A 16,669-nucleotide genomic window follows, 5' to 3' on the forward strand; every position below is an offset into this window, starting at 1 on the left:
TTGCACATGTTGGCTATCAGGCCACTCGATCGAGCCCGCGGCCGGCGTGATCATCGAGGTCATGAACGTGTTGTGGGTTTTCGCGCATCCCGAGCCGCGGTCGCTGAGCGGGGCCCTCCGCGACGACGGGCTGCGGACGCTCCGCGAGCTCGGGCACGATGTCCGGGAGTCGGATCTGTACGCGATGAAGTGGAACCCGGTGGTCGACGCCGCCGACTTCGGCGCCGCGGCGGGCGACGAGCGGCTGGTCGTCGGGGCGACGTCGGCGCGGGCGCACGCGCGGGGCGAGCTGAGCCCGGACATCGTGGCGGAGCAGGAAAAACTCGACTGGGCGGACGCACTCGTCGTGCAGTTCCCGCTGTGGTGGTACGGCATGCCGGCGATCCTGAAGGGCTGGTTCGACCGCGTCTTCGTGAAGGGCTTCGGCTACGGCGTCCGGGCGGAGGACGGCCGCACCCTGCGCTACGGCGAAGGCCGGCTCGCGGGCAAGCGCGCGATGGTGGTACTCACCGCGGGCGCCCGCGAGCCGTCCATGAGCGCCCGCGGGGTGAACGGCGAGCTGGACGAAGTCCTGTTCGCGCTGCACCACGGAACCCTGTTCTACGCGGGGATATCGGTTCTGCCACCACTGCCGGTCCACGGCGCCGACCGCGTTTCGGACGAGGAGTTCACCGGGGCACGAGCCCGGCTCCGCGAACGCCTCCGCACCCTGGAGACGGCCGAGCCGATCCCGTTCCGCACCCAGAACGGCGGCGACTACGACGAGGACCTGGTGCTGAAGCCGTCCCACGCCCCGGGCGCGACGGGCTTGGGTGTGCACCTGGCCCACCCGAGCTGACACACGAAAGCCCGCTCAGGCCGGCACTGTCAGGCGCTGGCCGAGGCCGCCGTCCACCGGGAGGTCCGCGCCCGTCGTGAACGTCGCTTCGAAGGCCAGGAACAGCACCGCCGCCGCGACCTCGTCGACCGTTGCGTGCCGCTTCAGGGGTGTCACCTCGTCGCCGGTCGCTTTGAAGGCCTCGAGCACCGAGTCCGGCACTCCGGTGACGCCCATCGTCGGCGTGTCCGTGTATCCCGGGCTGACCACGTTCACCCGGATCCCGCGCGGTGCCAGCTCGGCCGCGTACGTCAGCGCGAACGACCGGACCGCCGCCTTCGCCGCCGAGTACGGGCCCATTCCCGCGATGCCCGCGCCGGCCGCCACCGAGGTCGTGAACACGAACGAGCCGCCCGGCCGGACCAGGCCTGCCAGGCGCTGGGCCGTGAAGTAGGCGCCCTTCGCGTTGACGTCGAACGTCCGGTCGTAGACCTCGGGCGTCGTCTCCTGGTACGGCGTCAACGTCGCGAACCCGACGTTGACGAACACCAGGTCCAGCTCGCCCAGCTTCGAGGCCGCGACGCCGAGGGCCTCGATGTCCGGCAGCCGGGAAGCGTCGGACGACAGCAGGTGCGCCTTCCCCGGCAGACTCATCCCCGAAACGTCCCGGCCGGTGACCAGCACCTCCGCGCCGCCGTCCAGCAGGGCCCGCACCACCGCCAGTCCCATGCCGTGCGTGCCGCCCGTGACGACCGCCTTCTTGCCCTCGTACTTCACCGGATCTCCTCGATGACGCTCGCGATCGCGTGCGAGCCGTGGCCCGCCGCCACCGCCCGGTCGAACAACTCCCGCACGGCGGAGGGGACCGACGCGTCGATCCCCTGCGCGCGGCTGGTCTCGACGAGCAGCGCCAGGCCCGCCGCGTTGATGTCCAAAGCGGACACTTCCGTTTCGTAGTCCCCGCTCGCCACCTGCGCACCGATCCCCGGAAGGAACCCGCCGACCGACGACAGCCACGACCGGGCCATCGGCGTGAACGTCGCGGGCGCGACGCCCTCCGTGCCCACCAGGGCCAGCGCCTGCAGGTAGCCGGCCATCGTCGACCACATGATGCCCAGCAGCGCCAGGTCGTAGAGCGCCGCCAGCCCGGCGTCCTCGCCGAGGAACACGGGCTCGCCCAGCACCGACAGCACGTCACGCTGCGCATCGAACGCGGAAGCCGAGCCGCTGTACAGAATCCGTGACTGCGCGGTCCCGATGCCCTGCGGCACCGCCATGATGACGCCGTCCAGGTAGCCGACACCGGCCGAAGACGCCCACTCGGCGACCTCACGGGCCTGCGCGGGCGTCCCGGACGTCAGGTTGACCAGCACCTTCGGCGAAGCCGCTTCGAGCACCGGCCGCTGAGCGTCGTAGGTGGACAGACAACTGAGCACGACGTCCGCCGAAGCCACTTCCCCGGGCGTGGCCGCGAGCCGCGCGCCGCGGTCGAGCAGCGGGCCCGCCTTGAGCGGCGACCGGTTCCACACCACGACGTCGTGACCCGCCCCCAGCAGCGCGCCGGCGAGGGCGGCGCCCATCCGCCCCAGGCCGAGCACGCCCACCTGTTTTTTGCTTTCTCCCATGGCGATCATGCTGCGGGGCCGCTTTACGATGGACAAGTACCGACTAATAAGTCAGGTACCCACCAAAACGTAAGGATCCGGCATGCTGGCGCGAACCTACCGCTGCGGACTGGACGCGGCCGTCGACGTGATCGGCGGCCGCTGGAAGGCCCTGATCCTCTGGGCCCTGCACGCCGAGCCGCTGCGGTTCGGCGAACTGAAGCGGAAGGTGGCCGGGATCAGCGAGAAGATGCTGATCCAGGCGCTGCGGGAGCTGGAGGCGGACGAGATCGTGCACCGGAAGGTGTTCCACGAGGTCCCGCCGAAGGTCGAATACTCGCTGACCGAGCTCGGTCAGCGGCTGAACACCGCGTTGCTGCCGCTGGGCGACTGGGGCGAGGAGAACATGACCGGCATCGCGAAGCGCCGGGGCGTCACGCCCGCGCCGCCGCATACTCCTTGAGCGTGATCGCGTTGCCCGCCTTGAGCGGCATCTCCTCGATCACCTTGCGCCACGGCAGGTACGGCAGCAGCTTGTAGTTCAGGTTGCGCATCCGGATCCAGCTGCGCGTGGGCGGGACGAACCACTTGCCGTTGCCCTGCGCCAGTTTCTGGCACGCGTCGACGAAACCGCGCATCCCGGTTTCGTACGCGCGGAACGCGGAGCGGTGGTCGGCGGCGGCCAGCTCCCCGGCCAGCACGTACGCGCCGACGATCGCGAGGCTCGTCCCCATGCCCGAAAGCGGCGCGGCGCAGTACGCGGCGTCGCCGACCAGCGCGACGCGGCCGCGTGAATACGTGTCGAGCACGATCTGACTGGCGGAGTCGAAGTAGAAGTCCGGCGCCTCGCGCATCGCCTCGAGCAGCGCCGGCGTCTCCCAGCCCACGTCGCCGAACTTCTCCTCGACGATCCGCCGCTGCTGCTCGACGTCGCGGTGGTCGTAGTCGAGCGCATCGGCGCCGAACCAGAACAGCGCCTTCGCCTCGGTGTTGTCCCGCGCGCTGTAGACACCGACGGTGCGGTTCGGCTCGTTGTAGAACCGGCCGGCGTGGTCGAGGCCGAGGTGGTTCGGCACCGTGCAGATCGAGACGTAGTAGCCGAGGTCGCGGCGATACCAGGACTCGTCGCCGAAGACCAGTGAGCGCACGTTCGAGTGCAGCCCGTCGGCGCCGATGACCAGGTCGAACTCCCGCGGCTCGCCGTGTTCGAAGGTCACCGTGACCCCGGCGCCGCGGTCGAGCACGCCGGTGACCGAGTCGCCGAAGACGTACTCGACGTCGTTCTTCGTGGCGTCGTGGAGGATCCGCGACAGGTCGCCCCGCAGGATCTCCAGCTCGCCGCTCTGGACCGTCGAAGGCGTGACGACCAGCGGCCGGTCGTCACCGTCCACATAGGTCACGTCGCCCATGTGGGTCGCGGCCGCTTCGACCTGGCCGAGCAGGCCCATCCGGTCGAGGACGCGCAGGGACGCGCCGCGGAAGTCGACCGCGTAACCGCCGTCGCGCAGTTCGGGTGCGCGTTCGACGACCGTCGGCGTGAAGCCGTGGCGGCGGAGCCAGAAGGCGAGGGCGGGGCCGGCGACGCTCGCGCCGGAGATGAGGACTCGTCGGTTCTTCATGGCGAGAACCGTAACCCCGGTTTGGGCGATCGCGCAAGGCGTTCGCCTAAATCGCCCGCCTAAGGCATTCGTGCTACTCTCCGGGCATGGGCAACAAGGAAGCACTGCTGGCCGGCGCGAAGCGCTGCTTGAACGAGAAGGGCTACGCCCGCACGACCGTGCGGGACCTGGCCTCGGCGGCGAACGTGAGCATGGCGGCCATCGGCTACCACTTCGGCTCACGGGAGGCACTGCTCAACACCGCGCTGATCGAGGCGAACGAGGAGTGGGGCGAGACGCTGGCGAAGGTGCTGCAGGTCGAGACGCCGGCGAGCGCGTCACCGGCCGAGCGGTTCGAGCTGATCTGGCAGCGCGTGACCGGCTCGTTCGAGGAGCACCGCCGGATGTGGGCGGTGAGCATCGAGGCCTACGCCCAGCCGGACCTCGACCCCGAGGTCCGCACCCAGCTCGCGAACGCCCTCGAGCTCGCCCGCTTCGGCCTGGCGAACCTCTTCCAGGGCCTCGACGACGGCAGCGACACGGCCCGGGCGATCGGCACCGTCCACCAGGCCCTGCTGTCGGGCGTGATGCTCCAGTGGCTGATCGACCCGGACCGCGCACCGTCGGGCGCCGACCTGGTCCGCGGCCTGCGCCTGATCGCGACGGACGTCCTGGACTAGGCGGCCACGAGCGCCCGCGGGAAGAACGTCTCCGCCGCGGCCATCGCGTCGGCGTCCAGGAGCACGTCACCCGGGCGGCTGCCGTTCCCCAGCAGCACGCCACCCCAGTTCATGCTCAGGTATTCGGCGCACAGCTCGAGCGTGCCGATCAGCGGCTGGGCCTCGCGCGCGGTCTCGCTCAGGACGCTCACGCCCCACAGCGTCTTGCCGCGCATCTTCGCCTTGAACTCGACCGGCAGGCGCATCCAGCCGGACCAGTAGTCCAGGTACTGCTTCACGCTCGCCGAAACCGAGTACCAGTACACCGGCGACACGACGACGATGTCGGTCGCGGCGAAGGTCGCGTCCATCAGCAGTTGCTCGTTCTCCCCCGGCGCCGGGTGATCGCCGGAGCCGTGGCGGCGGTCTTCGAACGGCGGCAGCGGCAGCTCGGGCAGCCGGAGCCACTGCTGCCCGGCGTCGCGGGGCAGTTCCTTCGCCGCCCGCCGGGCCAGCATTTCCGTGTTCCCGCCGGCCCGCGCCGCGCCGACCAGGAAGAGGAAGTTCCGCGTCATCTCCGAGTCCCCTCAGGTAGTTGCATGTACATATAAATACTGTCCCTGGACTATCCTGGCGTCAAGAGGAGGCGCGGAGATGACCGTCGACGAACTGTCCTGGGGACGCATGCTCGTGCTGCACGCCCGCATCGAGCAGGAGCTGGGCAAGGCGCTGCAACGGCGGCACGGGCTCGGCCTGTCCGAATACCGCGCGCTCGGCAAGCTGGTCGCGGGCCCGCGCGGCGGCCTGCGGATGCAGGAGCTCGCCGAGGCGATCGGGCTCAACCAGAGCTCGGTCAGCCGGATGTGCGCGCGCCTCGAAGACGCCGGCCTCACCGTCCGCGACCTGTGCGAAGACGACCGCCGCGGCGTCTACTCGGTGATCACCGACACGGGCCGCAAGCGCTACGCCGAAACCGAGCCGACGTACTGCGCGGTGCTGCGGACCGCGCTCGACAAGGCCGCGGGCGACCCGGAGCTGGCCGCCGCGGTCGCCGCCGTCCGCGGTGCTTGACCCGTATATGCCTCAGTGGTTATATACAGGCATGCCCGCACAGCTGCTGACCGTCGATGACCGCCCCGTCCTGCGGCTGGAACGTCGCCTGAAGCACGCGCCCGAGAAGGTCTGGCAGGCCATCACGGACCCGGCCGAGCTCGAGCACTGGTTCCCCGCGCGGGTGGCCGTCGAGCTGCGCGAGGGCGGCGCGATCCGGTTCACGTTCCCCGGCGAGGACACCTCGACGACCGGCCGGGTCGTCACGGCCGACCCCCCGCGCGAATTCACCTTCGTCTGGAACGACGACACCCTGCGCTGGCTGATCTCGCCCGACGGCGACGGCAGCCTCCTCGAGTTCACGCACACCTTCGGCCGCGGCGAACCGGCGATCGCGAAGCTCGCCGCGGGCCGCACGGCCGCGGGCTGGGACGTCTGCCTCGACGCCCTCGGCGCACGCCTGGCCGGCCGGGACTTCGAGCCCCCGAAGGACTGGCACGGGCCGATGGCGTCCTATGTGGACGAGTTCGGCCTCGGCGACGGCGAGGTGCTGCCCGACGGCACCCTCCGCTTCCGCCGCGACCTGGTGTGGAAGCCCGTCGACGAGGTCCGCGCGCTGCTGCCGGACGAACCCGGCTGGCACGTCCGGCAGGATCCCCTGGACGGGACGCGAGTCGAGTTCACCGAGCCCGCGCCCGCCGACGTCGAAGCCGAGCTGGCCAAGCGCCACGAGCAGCTCGACAAGCTGTTCGCCGCCACCCACGGTGTCGACCTGCCGGACTGGACACCGGAGCAGGTCGAGGCCGCGAAGAAGCACTACGCGGAGCGTCCGACCCAGGGTTGACGCGCGGCGCGGACGTCCGCATTACGTTCGGTTCATGCGCATTCGCGTCGTGCTGGACCTGCTGGCCGTGGTCGTGCTGGCCATCGGGGCCGGCGGCAACCTCGCCGCCGGCGCCTGGACGCTGCCGTCGTGGCTGCCCGCGTGGCTCGGCTGGACCATCCTGATCGCGAGCGTCGCGCCGATCGTGCTGCGGCGGTGGTGGCCGCGGCCCGCCTACGTCCTGGCCCTCGTGCTGACCGCGACGGCCGTGCCGATCGGCGGGCCGGTGCTCGCGATCGCCGTCGTCTCGGCCGGGTGCGCGCTCTACACGTTCGTCGTGCAGCGGGGCAGCCGCGCGTCGCGGGCCGGGTTCGCGCTCGGGCTGCTCGGGATCGGCCTGCTCGGGGTCGGGGTGCCGAACCCGAGCACGGCCACCACGGTGAACCTCGGCGCGTCGGCGCTGATCGTCGGGTTCGCGCTCGGCATCGCCGTCCACGGCCGCCGCGAATACGCCGCGATCGAACGGGAAAACCACGCGCGGGAAGCGGTTTCGGCGGAACGGCTGCGGATCGCGCGCGAGATGCACGACGTCGTCGCGCACAGCATGAGCCTGATCGCGGTCAAGGCGGCGGTCGGCAACCACGTCGCCCTCGACCAGCCGGCGGAAGCGCGGGAAGCGTTGCGCGTCATCGAAGACACCAGCCGCGAGACGCTGGCCGAGCTGCGGCGGGTGCTGGGCGTGCTGCGCGACGGCACCGGCGTCCCGGCCCTGGCCCCCGCCCCGACGCTCGACGACCTGCGCGCGCTGGCCGAACGCGCGGAGCTGGCGGGCCCTTCGGTCGTTCTCGCCATCGAGGGCCTCGACGAGTTGCCGGGCGGCATCGGCCAGTCGGTGTACCGGATCGTGCAGGAGGCACTGACCAATGTGGTCAACCACGCGAGCGCGACGTCGTGCCGGGTCAGCGTCACGGGCGGCGACGGCGAGGTGAGCATCGAAGTGCGCGACGACGGCCGCGGCGGCGTCGCGACCCCGGGCCACGGCCTGATCGGCATGCGCGAACGCGTCGCGGTCTACGGCGGCGAGTTCTCCGCGGAGCCCGCCGGCAACGGCTTCCGCGTCTTCGCCCGGCTCCCCTACGAAACGGCGGTGGCCCGGTGACGCGCGTGCTGATCGCCGACGACCAGGCGTTGCTGCGCGGCAGCTTCCGCGTGCTGGTCGACAGCGCGCCGGGCTTGGAGGTCGTCGGCGAGGCGTCGGACGGCGTCGAGGCGGTGGCGTTGACGCGGCACGAGAATCCGGACGTCGTGCTGATGGACGTCCGGATGCCGTCGATGGACGGCATCGAGGCGACGCGCCGGATCTGCGCGTCCTCGGACGTCCGGGTGCTGATGCTGACGACGTTCGACCTGGACGAATACGTGTACGCGGCCTTGCGCGCGGGCGCGAGCGGGTTCCTGCTGAAGGACACCCGCCCGGCGGACCTGCTGTCGGCGATCGAAATCGTGGCTGCGGGCGACGCGTTGTTGGCCCCGTCGGTGACGCGCCGCCTGGTGGCGGAATTCACCCGGCTCCCGACGGGCCCGGTGAAGCGCCTGGACGGCGTGACGGCACGCGAGCAGGAGGTCCTGGCTTTGATCGCGCGAGGGCTGTCGAACGACGAGATCGCCGCCCGGCTGCACGTCGGAATCGCCACGGTGAAGACCCACATCGGCAGACTGCTGCACAAACTCGCGGCCCGCGACCGAGCCCAGCTGGTGATCGCGGCGTACGAGTCGGGGCTGGTCCGGCCCGCTCCGCACGAAATCGGCCATCCGAGTGACAGGCGTAACCGCGCTCAGATCGAGTGCGACTTTCCGGCACACGAGATGCTTTCGAGGTGCTGGACCATGAACAACAATCTTCCGAACAGCAAGACCCTGCAGGCTTACATCGCCAAGACGTACTTCGCATTGCGGTGGGCAATGGCCTTGATCGCCCTCCTCTTGCCCCTTTTCCTGCTCCTTGTCGGCAACCTGACGATCTCCGGGCCGCAACCGGACTCGATCAGCGGCTACTACCACTCGCCCCTGCGCGACGTGCTCGTCGGCGCGCTCATCACGACCGGGACCTTTCTGTTCCTGTACAAGATTTTCAAACGGGCCGAGAACCTGTTGCTGAACGTCGCCGGCGTGGCCGCGATCGGCGTCGCCTTGCTGCCGTGCGCCGTCGCCAAGGGGACGACCGGGTATGCGTCCGATTTCACCTTCCCGCTGGGCCACGGGATCTGCGCCTTCGTCACCTTTGCCTGCATGGGCGTGGTCGCCTTCCATTACGCGGGCAACACCGTCGGAATGGTCACCGATGCGAACAAGCAAAAAATCCTGCGCGTCGCCTACCGCGTGATCGGTCTCGCGATGATCGCTCTCCCCCTGCTGGTGGCCATCCTCGACTGGCTGAACTTCGTTTCCCTGTTCTGGGTCGAGACCGCCGCGTTGTGGGTGTTCGGCATCTACTGGCTCGTGAAGACCTGCGAGTTCAGTTTGACGGAACTGGAGACGAAGGCCGTCCAGGGAACGATCTCGCGGCCGCCGAGCGAACCGGTCAGCCCACCGCCCGCGTGAACGGGGCGAACCGCATCGAGGCGTCGCCCGGCAATGCGCGCCCCTCCAGGACCAGCCGTGGTGCCGGGGGACCCGGGACGAGGCCCCGCTCGCGAACCCACCCGGCGAGCGACGGGAACCGGAAGTCCGGGTCCACCCGCACCTCGCCGGTCGCCGAGCGCGCGACCCCGCGGATCACGGCCTTCGCCGCGGCCTCCGACACCGCGACCACCGGGCCGATCACCGTCACGTGGCCGATGTCCGCTCCGAACGCGAAGCCGCCGGCCACCGCGAACGGCGTGCCGAGCCGTTCCAGCAGCGGCCGCCGGTCCACGCCCTGGGCCCGGCGGTCCAGCTCGAGCGCCGAGGACAACGACCCCGGCGCGGCACCCGGCCCGCCGTCGTCGGCGAACTTTCCCGTGTGGCCCTGGCACCCGCCGTCGGCCGCGAAGCCCATCGACTCGTAGAGCGGGCGGCCGAACTTCGACGCGTGGAGAAAGACCACCCGGTCGCCCGCCGCCGCCACGGCGTGCTCCGTGATCGCGCGGCCCAGGCCCCGGCGCTCGAACCGCGGCGCGACCAGCACCATCGAGATCGACGCCAGCGTCCCGAACGACACCAGCGCCGCGCAGGCCGCCAGCCCCGCGCCGTCCGGGGCGTCCACTCCGAACACCTGCCCGACCTCGTGCAGCAGCCGCCACTTCGGCGGCTCGCGCGGCCATGACCGGGATTCGGCTAGGTCGGCGCAGGCGGGCAGGTCGGCGGCGGCCAGCGTCCGGATCTTCATGGACGTTGCCTACGCCACACGCGAAGTGACCGACAAGTAGTTAAGCTCCGGGAATGAGCAGTGCGACGGAGCCGCTCGGGACGCCGCCCGAGGACGAACCGGACATTCACACCACGGCCGGCAAGCTCGCCGACCTCTATCGCCGCTACGACGAGGCGGTGCACGCGGGCTCGGCCCGCGCCGTGGAGAAACAGCACGCCAAGGGCAAGAAGACCGCGCGTGAGCGGATCGAGCTGCTGCTCGACGAGAACTCGTTCGTGGAGCTCGACGAGCTGGCGCGGCACCGCTCGACCAACTTCGGCCAGGAGAAGAACCGCCCCTACGGCGACGGCGTCGTGACCGGTTACGGCACCGTCGACGGCCGCCCGGTGTGCGTGTTCAGCCAGGACGTGACCGTCTTCGGCGGCAGCCTCGGCGAGGTCTACGGCGAGAAGATCGTCAAGGTCATGGACCTGGCGATCAAGACCGGCCGCCCGATCATCGGCATCAACGAAGGCGGCGGCGCGCGCATCCAGGAGGGCGTCGTCTCGCTCGGCCTGTACGGCGAGATCTTCAACCGCAACGTCAAGGCGTCCGGCGTGATCCCGCAGATCTCGCTGATCATGGGCGCGAACGCGGGCGGCCACGTCTACTCCCCCGCCCTCACCGACTTCGTCGTGATGGTCGACGAGACCTCGCAGATGTTCATCACCGGCCCGGACGTCGTCAAGACGGTCACCGGCGAGGACGTCACCTTCGAGGAGCTCGGCGGCGGTCGCACGCACAACACGAAGTCCGGCGTCGCGCACTACCTCGGTTCCGACGACGAAGACGCGATCGCCTACGTCAAGGAACTGCTCTCCTACCTGCCGCAGAACAACCTGTCGGACGCGCCGGTGTTCGAGCCGTCGGACGCCCCGGCCGGGTTCTTCGACGATGTCACCGACTCCGACCGCGAGCTCGACACGCTCATCCCGGACTCGCCGAACACGCCGTACGACATGCACGAGGTCATCAACCGCGTGGTCGACGACGGCGAGTTCCTCGAGGTCCACGAGCTGTTCGCGCCGAACATCATCGTCGGTTTCGGCCGCGTCGACGGCCAGAGCGTCGGCGTCGTCGCGAACCAGCCGACGCAGTTCGCCGGCTGCCTCGACATCGACGCCTCCGAGAAGGCCGCCCGGTTCGTCCGCACCTGCGACGCGTTCAACATCCCGGTGCTCACCTTCGTCGACGTCCCGGGCTTCCTCCCGGGCACCGACCAGGAGTGGAACGGGATCATCCGCCGCGGCGCGAAGCTGATCTACGCCTACGCGGAGGCGACCGTCCCGCTGGTCACGATCATCACGCGCAAGGCCTACGGCGGCGCGTACGACGTCATGGGCTCCAAGCACCTCGGCGCCGACATCAACCTCGCCTGGCCGACCGCGCAGGTCGCGGTGATGGGTGCCCAGGGCGCGGCGAACATCGTCCACCGCAAGACGCTGGCCAACGCGGCCAACGAGGGCCGCGACGTGGACGCGCTGCGCGCCGAGCTGATCCAGGAGTACGAGGACACGCTGCTCAACCCGTACGCGGCGGCCGAACGCGGTTACGTCGACTCGGTCATCGTGCCGGCGCACACCCGCGGCCACGTCGCGCGCGCGTTGTCGCTGCTGCGCAACAAGCGCGAGTCGCTGCCGCCCAAGAAGCACGGGAACATCCCGCTGTGAGCAGCGACGAGAAGCCCCTGCTGCGGGTGGTCCGCGGAAACCCGAGCGACGCCGAGCTGGCGGCGCTGACGGCGGTCGTCGCCGCGGCGTCGGCAGCGAAGGCGCCGGAGAAGCCGAAGCCGCGTACGTCGTGGTGGGGCGATCACGCTGCTTCGCTGCGTAGACCGCTCCACCCCGGCGAAGGTGCTTGGCGCGCTTCAGGCTTCCCCAGCTAGCTCACGGTGACGGCCGTGTCGTCGACGACGAAGGACGTCTGCAGCTGTGAGCCCTCTACGCCGCTGAAGCTGAGCGTCACGGACTGGCCCGCGTACGCGGACAACGAGAAGCTTCGCTGCTGATACCCGCTGGCCGCGTTGAGGTTGCTGTACGTCGCCAACGTCGTGCTGCCCGCCTTGACCGTCAGCTTGTCGTAGGCGGTCGTGCCCGTCTCGGCCGTGTCGACGTGCAGCCAGAACGAGAACGTGTACGCCGAACACCCGCTCGGCAGCGTCACCGTCTGGCTGACGGTGTCCGTGTGCGCCGAGCCGTAGCCGTCCAGCCACGCGCTCCACGTCCCGGTGCGGGCGGGTTCGCTGGTGCCGTGCTGGCCGATCACGCTCGCCGAAGCCGTCCAAGCCGTCGCGCCCGACTCGAAGCCCGGATTGGCGAGCAGTTGCCCGGCGGTGCAGGTGCCCGGGGGCGGCGGCGGGGTGGTCGTGCCGCCGCCGGCGAGCCATGCCGTCGCGTTGAGGCCGAGGGCCGCGTTGTCGGCCGTCGGGTCCGTCCAGCCGTTGTAGAGCGTGTTGCCGGACTGGCCGGTGCCGTCGTCGATGGTCGAGCTGTCCCCCCAGATCGCGACGCGGCCGGAGCCGAACGTGCTGGTCACGAAGAAGGCGTTGGAATTCCCCGGCGACGACGTGCTGAGGTACGCGAGCCCCTTGACGTTCGCGTTGTCCGCCGGCTTGAGGGTGAACGTCGTGCCGTTGGCGATCAGGCTGTGCTTGACCGTGCCGAAAGGACCGTTGAGCACGGGGTTCGTGCTGTCGCTGATGGCCACCGGGTGGTCGCTGGAGATGTTCTTGAGATCGACCGAGAAGCCGAATGGGTCGGTGTTGTCGACGCCGTTGTTCGTCATCAGGTCGTTGATGATCGCAGGGGAGTCCCAGCCGTCGTTGTTGCGGTCGCTGCCGGTGTGGTCGGAGATGAGGAACAGCCCGCCGCCGTTCTGGACGAACCGCATGACGGCGGACTTTTCGGCCGCGCTCAGCACGACGTTCGGTTCGGGCAGCACGAATTCGTCGAAGTTCTGGAGGTCGAGCGCGCCACCGGTGCCGTAGGTGATGGTGTTGCCGGCGGGCAGCGTCTTGAGGCTGTACTGCCCGGTCTTCTGCAGCGCGACACCCCACGCCGAGAGCGCGCCGGTCCAGTCGGTTTCCTTCTGCGGCGCGGAGTTCTGCGCCGTCGGGTCGGGCTGCGAGGTGCCGACGATCCAGTCGGCGTTGCCCGCGGTCTCGGCCTTGGTGTTGTCGAACAGGACGCGGTGCACGGCGGCGGCGTGTGCGGGAGCGGCGGCCAATCCGGCGAAAAGGACAGCGGCGGCGAACGGGATGAGGCGCTTCATGGTGCTCCTCGGGCAGGGAACCTGGTGCTCCCACTGTCACCCGGCGATGGCCCGACGAAAGTCGGGATCAGATGACGTCGAGGAAAACAGTCGGCACCTCGTTGTCCCGCACCACCCGGCCCAGCAGCGCCGCGAGCCGGTCGCGGTCCGGGGTGGACAGGCCCGCCGCGAGTTCGTCCACGCGCCGGCACGTTGCCGCGTAAAACTCCTCAGCCAGTTCCCGGCCCTCGTCCGTCAGAACCACCTGGACCGCGCGGCGGTCGTCCGGGTCGGGCTCGCGGCGGACGAGCCCGCGCCGGACCGCGCGGTCGACCAGGCCGGTGAGGCTGGACTTCTCGAGGCCGAGCGTCGCGCCGAGGTCGCCCATGCCGTACGGCCGGCCCATCAGCACGCACAGCAGCTGCCCCTGCGGCACGGTCAGGCCGTACTCGCGAGCCGATTCGGCGTAGACGGCGTTCACCAGGAACGACGCCCGCACGAGCCCGGCCACGACACCGAGGTCCTCCCCGCGTTTCCCCATCGCGCCAGCCTACTTCGCGACGGCTTCGCGCACGGCGGGCACGATCTCCCCGGCCCAGCGCGCGGCGGTGGTCTCGTCGGGCGTGCTGCCGCCGGGCCCGAAGAGGACGAACCCGGCGGCGCCGTGCTCCAGCACCGCGCCGGTCAATTCTTCGACCCACTGGTCCGGCGAGCCGCCGATCCAGCGCCCGTCGTCGGCGCGGGTCTTCGGCAGCGGCTCCGCGGTGATGCGTCCGGGGAAGTTGTAGACGGTGACGACCTCGCCGGGATCGCGCCCGGCGTCGACGGCGGCCTTGTCGATGACCGGCCGGGAGGTGCGGTAGCGCTCGCTGAGCCAGTCGGCGGCGTGCCCGGGCATCCACCCGTCGGCGACCCGCCCGGTGACGGCCAGGGACTTCGGCCCGACGGACCCGGTCCACACGGGCGGGATCTTCGCCGCGGCGGGCTCGAGATTCGTGACCTGGTGGAATTCGCCGTCGAAGGTGACCGGCCCGCCACCCCCGCCGAGCATCTTGACGAGCCGGATCCCCTCTTCGAAGGCCCGGACGGCCTGGCCGGGGGTCAGCTTGGTGAACCCGAGCCGCGCGATGTCGTCCCAGAGGCCACCGACCCCCATGCCCAGCACGATCCGGCCGCCGGTCAGAGCGCTCAGGCTCGTGATGGTGCGCGCGAGCATCGGCGCCGGGCGCGTCGGCAGGTTGGTGACGCTGACCAGGCCGGAGATCCGCGTCGTCCGCCCCAGCAGTACCCCGAGTTCGGCGTAGGCGTCGAGCCGGTCGGCGTGGTAGGGGTGATCGGACACGGTGAGCAGGTCGAGCCCGGCCCGATCGACCTGGACGGCGAGCTTCAGGCTGTCCGGAACGGCGGCGACCGCCGTGGACACGCCGATACCGAAGTGGACCATGGTTCCTCCCAGTTTAGTTCGTGCTACGAACTGACTATACATAGTTCTTGGCACGAACTACCTGAGCACTTCCAGGCCGTCGGTGCGCGGGTGGATATTCGGTTCCGTCCGGACCGCACGACGGCTACCGTGGTCTTCGCCCGGTGCGGCGGTGAGGGTTACTTCTCCGGTATCCCTTGGGTTCGACTCCCGAAAGCCTTCACCACTTCGATCTCGGGCACACCAGCTTCAAGACGCACTCCCGGTGCGAGCACGAACTCGGGAGCCGCGGCTTCACCGATGCCCGGTGCGCAGGCGAAGGTTACTTCCACTCTTAATGGGCGGGTCGGGGGTTCGAATCCCTCCCGGACCACGTGGTCCGGTAGCTCAGTGGCCAGAGCAGCAACGTACCTTCACCGACTTCGATCTCGGGCATCGCTGTGGCCGCGGCTCCCCGCGAGAGGGGGAGAAAATGAGCAAGTTTAACACCGCCCGCGCGCCCGCAGCGACGTCGCCGGTCCGTAGTGAGGCCACTCCGTCCGGCGTCACCCACCAGGGTGGTGCCGGTTACGCGCGCGACGCGCGGTCCGAGCTCTTCCTGCTCGCCGTCACCACCATGGTCGGCGAGCACACCTACTACGAGTCCGCCGGCGCGCGCGACACGCGCTACGCCGAGCTCGTCCACGTCGCGACCCTCGAGGATCCACAGTGGACGGCCCGGTTCCTGCGCTGGCTGCGGACCGAGGCGAACCTGCGCAGCGCGTCGCTCGTCGGCGCGGCCGAGTTCGCCAAGGCGCGCCTCGATGCCGGGCTCGACGGGCTCGGCCGTCAGGTCGTCGCCGACGTCCTGCAGCGGGCCGACGAGCCCGGGGAGCTGCTCGCCTACTGGACTTCCGTGCACGGCAAGAACATTCCGAAGCCGGTCAAGCGCGGCGTCGCCGATGCGGCGCGGAGGCTCTACGACGAGCGCGCGTACGTCAAGTGGGACTCGGCCGCGCGGGCGTTCCGGTTCGCCGACGTCCTCGAGCTGACCCACCCGGCCAACGGCGACACAGCGTTGTTCAAGCACATCCTCGACGAGCGCCACGACCGCGGGAACCCGCTGCCGGCCGAACTGAGCGTGCTGCGCGCCCGCGCCGAGCTGATGGCGTGGGACGTGCCGCGCCGCCGCGAGCTGTTCGCGCGGGCGGACGCCGCGGACGTCCTCCGCGCGGCGGGCATGACGTGGGAGTCGGTCGCCGGCTGGCTGCAGGGCCCGCTGGACGCGCGCGTCTGGGAGGCGCTGATCCCGTCGATGGGCTACATGGCAACCCTGCGCAACCTGCGCAACTTCGACGAGGCCGGTGTCTCGGACGAGGTCGCGCAGGGCGTCGCCGCGCGGCTCGCCGATCCCGCCCAGGTCGCGAAGTCGCGGCAGCTGCCGATGCGGTTCCTGTCGGCCTACCGGGCGGCGCCGTCGCTGCGGTGGGCGTGGGCGCTGGAGCAGGCGATCGCGCACTCGCTGGCGAACGTGCCCGCCCTGCCGGGCCGGACGCTCGTGCTCGTCGACACCTCGGCGTCGATGAACATGGGCTTCAGCCGCGACGGCACGCTCATGCGCTGGGACGCGGCCGCGGTCTTCGGCCTGGCGCTGGGCCGCCGGTGCGCGGACGCCGACGTCGTGTCGTTCTCGGACGGGTTCCTGCTGGGCGGCGCGCACACGAAGGTGTTCAAGCTGCGCCCGGGCGGCTCGCTGCTGAGCGACGTCGAGCGCTGGAAGTCCCGCGGGTACTTCCTCGGCGGCGGCACGAACACGGTGGCCGCGGTGAAGCGGCACTTCGCGCAGCACGACCGCGTCGTCATCCTGACCGACGAGCAAGCGTCGTACGGCGACGTCGGGCAGGCACTGCCCGCGCACGTCCCGCTGTACACGTGGAACCTGGCCGGCTACCGGTACGGTCACGCGCCGTCCGGCACCGCGCACCGGCACGCGTTCGGTGGCCTGACCGACCAGGCGTTCCGGATGATTCCCCTGCTCGAGGCGGGGAGGAACGCCGACTGGCCGTTCTGAGAGAAGCC

General features: G+C 70.4%; 17 protein-coding genes, 1 tRNA gene and 1 pseudogene. 11 read left to right on the forward strand and 8 right to left on the reverse strand.

Going from position 1 to position 16,669, the window contains the following annotated elements:
• The first annotated feature begins 61 nt into the window (after positions 1-61).
• The gene (locus tag ACWEN0_RS24090) at positions 62-838 is read left to right on the forward strand and encodes an NAD(P)H-dependent oxidoreductase (protein ID WP_451977507.1); all 777 of its coding nucleotides are present in this window, start codon (positions 62-64) and stop codon (positions 836-838) included.
• 15 nt (positions 839-853) lie between these two features.
• Here ACWEN0_RS24090 and ACWEN0_RS24095 read toward each other — a convergent pair whose 3' ends face one another.
• Both ACWEN0_RS24095 and ACWEN0_RS24100 read right to left on the reverse strand, forming a co-directional pair.
• Positions 854-1,594, reverse strand: coding sequence for an SDR family oxidoreductase (locus ACWEN0_RS24095; RefSeq protein WP_451977510.1), 741 nt, complete (start codon positions 1,592-1,594; stop codon positions 854-856).
• Complete coding sequence (locus tag ACWEN0_RS24100) at positions 1,591-2,442, reverse strand: NAD(P)-dependent oxidoreductase (RefSeq protein ID WP_451977513.1); 852 nt, start codon at positions 2,440-2,442, stop codon at positions 1,591-1,593. Before ACWEN0_RS24100 ends, ACWEN0_RS24095 begins: the two co-directional genes overlap by 4 nt.
• An 82-nt stretch (positions 2,443-2,524) precedes the next feature.
• Here ACWEN0_RS24100 and ACWEN0_RS24105 point away from each other — a divergent pair, with 82 nt between their 5' ends.
• Positions 2,525-2,884, forward strand: a complete 360-nt coding sequence (locus tag ACWEN0_RS24105; protein ID WP_451977515.1) for a winged helix-turn-helix transcriptional regulator — start codon at positions 2,525-2,527, stop codon at positions 2,882-2,884.
• Here the strand turns inward: ACWEN0_RS24105 and ACWEN0_RS24110 are convergent.
• Positions 2,856-4,040 carry an FAD-dependent monooxygenase gene (locus ACWEN0_RS24110; RefSeq protein ID WP_451977519.1) on the reverse strand — a complete coding sequence of 395 codons (1,185 nt, stop codon included), beginning with the start codon at positions 4,038-4,040 and terminating at the stop codon, positions 2,856-2,858. The two genes, ACWEN0_RS24105 and ACWEN0_RS24110, sit on opposite strands and share 29 nt — an antisense overlap.
• An 86-nt stretch (positions 4,041-4,126) precedes the next feature.
• Here ACWEN0_RS24110 and ACWEN0_RS24115 point away from each other — a divergent pair, with 86 nt between their 5' ends.
• The gene (locus ACWEN0_RS24115) at positions 4,127-4,699 is read left to right on the forward strand and encodes a TetR/AcrR family transcriptional regulator (protein WP_451977522.1); all 573 of its coding nucleotides are present in this window, start codon (positions 4,127-4,129) and stop codon (positions 4,697-4,699) included.
• Here ACWEN0_RS24115 and ACWEN0_RS24120 read toward each other — a convergent pair.
• On the reverse strand, positions 4,696-5,253 hold the full coding sequence (locus ACWEN0_RS24120) for an NAD(P)H-dependent oxidoreductase (protein WP_451977525.1): 558 nt from the start codon (positions 5,251-5,253) through the stop codon (positions 4,696-4,698). The two genes, ACWEN0_RS24115 and ACWEN0_RS24120, sit on opposite strands and share 4 nt — an antisense overlap.
• A gap of 79 nt (positions 5,254-5,332) precedes the next feature.
• On the opposite strand from ACWEN0_RS24120, the gene ACWEN0_RS24125 reads away from it, so the two are divergent.
• The 4 genes and pseudogenes from ACWEN0_RS24125 to ACWEN0_RS24140 all read left to right on the forward strand — a co-directional run.
• Positions 5,333-5,749, forward strand: a complete 417-nt coding sequence (locus tag ACWEN0_RS24125) for a MarR family winged helix-turn-helix transcriptional regulator (RefSeq protein ID WP_451977527.1) — start codon at positions 5,333-5,335, stop codon at positions 5,747-5,749.
• A gap of 31 nt (positions 5,750-5,780) precedes the next feature.
• Positions 5,781-6,572, forward strand: coding sequence for an SRPBCC family protein (locus tag ACWEN0_RS24130; protein WP_451977530.1), 792 nt, complete (start codon positions 5,781-5,783; stop codon positions 6,570-6,572).
• A 34-nt stretch (positions 6,573-6,606) separates the two neighbouring features.
• Complete coding sequence (locus ACWEN0_RS24135; RefSeq protein WP_451977532.1) at positions 6,607-7,710, forward strand: sensor histidine kinase; 1,104 nt, start codon at positions 6,607-6,609, stop codon at positions 7,708-7,710.
• Positions 7,707-8,348, forward strand: a pseudogene (locus ACWEN0_RS24140) (response regulator); the annotation flags it as partial. The gene ACWEN0_RS24135 and the pseudogene ACWEN0_RS24140, both read left to right, overlap by 4 nt.
• Positions 8,349-9,132: 784 nt before the next feature.
• Here ACWEN0_RS24140 and ACWEN0_RS24145 read toward each other — a convergent pair.
• Positions 9,133-9,918 carry a GNAT family N-acetyltransferase gene (locus tag ACWEN0_RS24145; protein ID WP_451977535.1) on the reverse strand — a complete coding sequence of 262 codons (786 nt, stop codon included), beginning with the start codon at positions 9,916-9,918 and terminating at the stop codon, positions 9,133-9,135.
• Between the two features lie 53 nt (positions 9,919-9,971).
• Between ACWEN0_RS24145 and ACWEN0_RS24150 the strand changes: the two genes are divergently transcribed.
• Positions 9,972-11,609, forward strand: a complete 1,638-nt coding sequence (locus ACWEN0_RS24150) for an acyl-CoA carboxylase subunit beta (RefSeq protein WP_451977538.1) — start codon at positions 9,972-9,974, stop codon at positions 11,607-11,609.
• Positions 11,606-11,824, forward strand: a complete 219-nt coding sequence (locus ACWEN0_RS24155; RefSeq protein WP_451977540.1) for an acyl-CoA carboxylase subunit epsilon — start codon at positions 11,606-11,608, stop codon at positions 11,822-11,824. The genes ACWEN0_RS24150 and ACWEN0_RS24155 overlap by 4 nt, the downstream gene beginning before the upstream one ends.
• Here the strand turns inward: ACWEN0_RS24155 and ACWEN0_RS24160 are convergent.
• From ACWEN0_RS24160 to ACWEN0_RS24170, 3 genes are all read right to left on the reverse strand, one after another.
• Entirely contained in the window at positions 11,821-13,209 is a 1,389-nt protein-coding gene (locus ACWEN0_RS24160; RefSeq protein WP_451977543.1) for a hypothetical protein, read from the reverse strand. The genes ACWEN0_RS24155 and ACWEN0_RS24160 overlap by 4 nt on opposite strands.
• Positions 13,210-13,276: 67 nt before the next feature.
• On the reverse strand, positions 13,277-13,729 hold the full coding sequence (locus ACWEN0_RS24165; protein ID WP_451977545.1) for a MarR family winged helix-turn-helix transcriptional regulator: 453 nt from the start codon (positions 13,727-13,729) through the stop codon (positions 13,277-13,279).
• Positions 13,730-13,738: 9 nt separating this feature from the next.
• Positions 13,739-14,632, reverse strand: coding sequence for an LLM class flavin-dependent oxidoreductase (locus ACWEN0_RS24170; protein WP_451977548.1), 894 nt, complete (start codon positions 14,630-14,632; stop codon positions 13,739-13,741).
• Positions 14,633-14,915: 283 nt separating this feature from the next.
• On the opposite strand from ACWEN0_RS24170, the gene ACWEN0_RS24175 reads away from it, so the two are divergent.
• Together ACWEN0_RS24175 and ACWEN0_RS24180 are read left to right on the forward strand one after the other, a co-directional pair.
• Positions 14,916-14,984: transfer RNA gene (locus ACWEN0_RS24175), tRNA-OTHER, on the forward strand.
• Between the two features lie 99 nt (positions 14,985-15,083).
• The gene (locus ACWEN0_RS24180) at positions 15,084-16,661 is read left to right on the forward strand and encodes a TROVE domain-containing protein (protein WP_451977551.1); all 1,578 of its coding nucleotides are present in this window, start codon (positions 15,084-15,086) and stop codon (positions 16,659-16,661) included.
• Positions 16,662-16,669: the final 8 nt, after the last annotated feature.

It is taken from the genome of Amycolatopsis sp. NPDC004378 (genome assembly GCF_053602455.1).

Bases quoted from the DNA above. Each gene is read 5' to 3' on its own strand.
- ACWEN0_RS24090 (WP_451977507.1), top strand. From the start codon at position 62: ATGAACGTGTTGTGGGTTTTCGCGCATCCCGAGCCGCGGTCGCTGAGC.
- ACWEN0_RS24100 (WP_451977513.1), bottom strand. From the start codon at position 2,442: ATGGGAGAAAGCAAAAAACAGGTGGGCGTGCTCGGCCTGGGGCGGATG.
- ACWEN0_RS24105 (WP_451977515.1), top strand. From the start codon at position 2,525: ATGCTGGCGCGAACCTACCGCTGCGGACTGGACGCGGCCGTCGACGTG.
- ACWEN0_RS24110 (WP_451977519.1), bottom strand. From the start codon at position 4,040: ATGAAGAACCGACGAGTCCTCATCTCCGGCGCGAGCGTCGCCGGCCCC.
- ACWEN0_RS24115 (WP_451977522.1), top strand. From the start codon at position 4,127: ATGGGCAACAAGGAAGCACTGCTGGCCGGCGCGAAGCGCTGCTTGAAC.
- ACWEN0_RS24120 (WP_451977525.1), bottom strand. From the start codon at position 5,253: ATGACGCGGAACTTCCTCTTCCTGGTCGGCGCGGCGCGGGCCGGCGGG.
- ACWEN0_RS24125 (WP_451977527.1), top strand. From the start codon at position 5,333: ATGACCGTCGACGAACTGTCCTGGGGACGCATGCTCGTGCTGCACGCC.
- ACWEN0_RS24130 (WP_451977530.1), top strand. From the start codon at position 5,781: ATGCCCGCACAGCTGCTGACCGTCGATGACCGCCCCGTCCTGCGGCTG.
- ACWEN0_RS24135 (WP_451977532.1), top strand. From the start codon at position 6,607: ATGCGCATTCGCGTCGTGCTGGACCTGCTGGCCGTGGTCGTGCTGGCC.
- ACWEN0_RS24145 (WP_451977535.1), bottom strand. From the start codon at position 9,918: ATGAAGATCCGGACGCTGGCCGCCGCCGACCTGCCCGCCTGCGCCGAC.
- ACWEN0_RS24150 (WP_451977538.1), top strand. From the start codon at position 9,972: ATGAGCAGTGCGACGGAGCCGCTCGGGACGCCGCCCGAGGACGAACCG.
- ACWEN0_RS24160 (WP_451977543.1), bottom strand. From the start codon at position 13,209: ATGAAGCGCCTCATCCCGTTCGCCGCCGCTGTCCTTTTCGCCGGATTG.
- ACWEN0_RS24165 (WP_451977545.1), bottom strand. From the start codon at position 13,729: ATGGGGAAACGCGGGGAGGACCTCGGTGTCGTGGCCGGGCTCGTGCGG.
- ACWEN0_RS24170 (WP_451977548.1), bottom strand. From the start codon at position 14,632: ATGGTCCACTTCGGTATCGGCGTGTCCACGGCGGTCGCCGCCGTTCCG.
- ACWEN0_RS24180 (WP_451977551.1), top strand. From the start codon at position 15,084: ATGAGCAAGTTTAACACCGCCCGCGCGCCCGCAGCGACGTCGCCGGTC.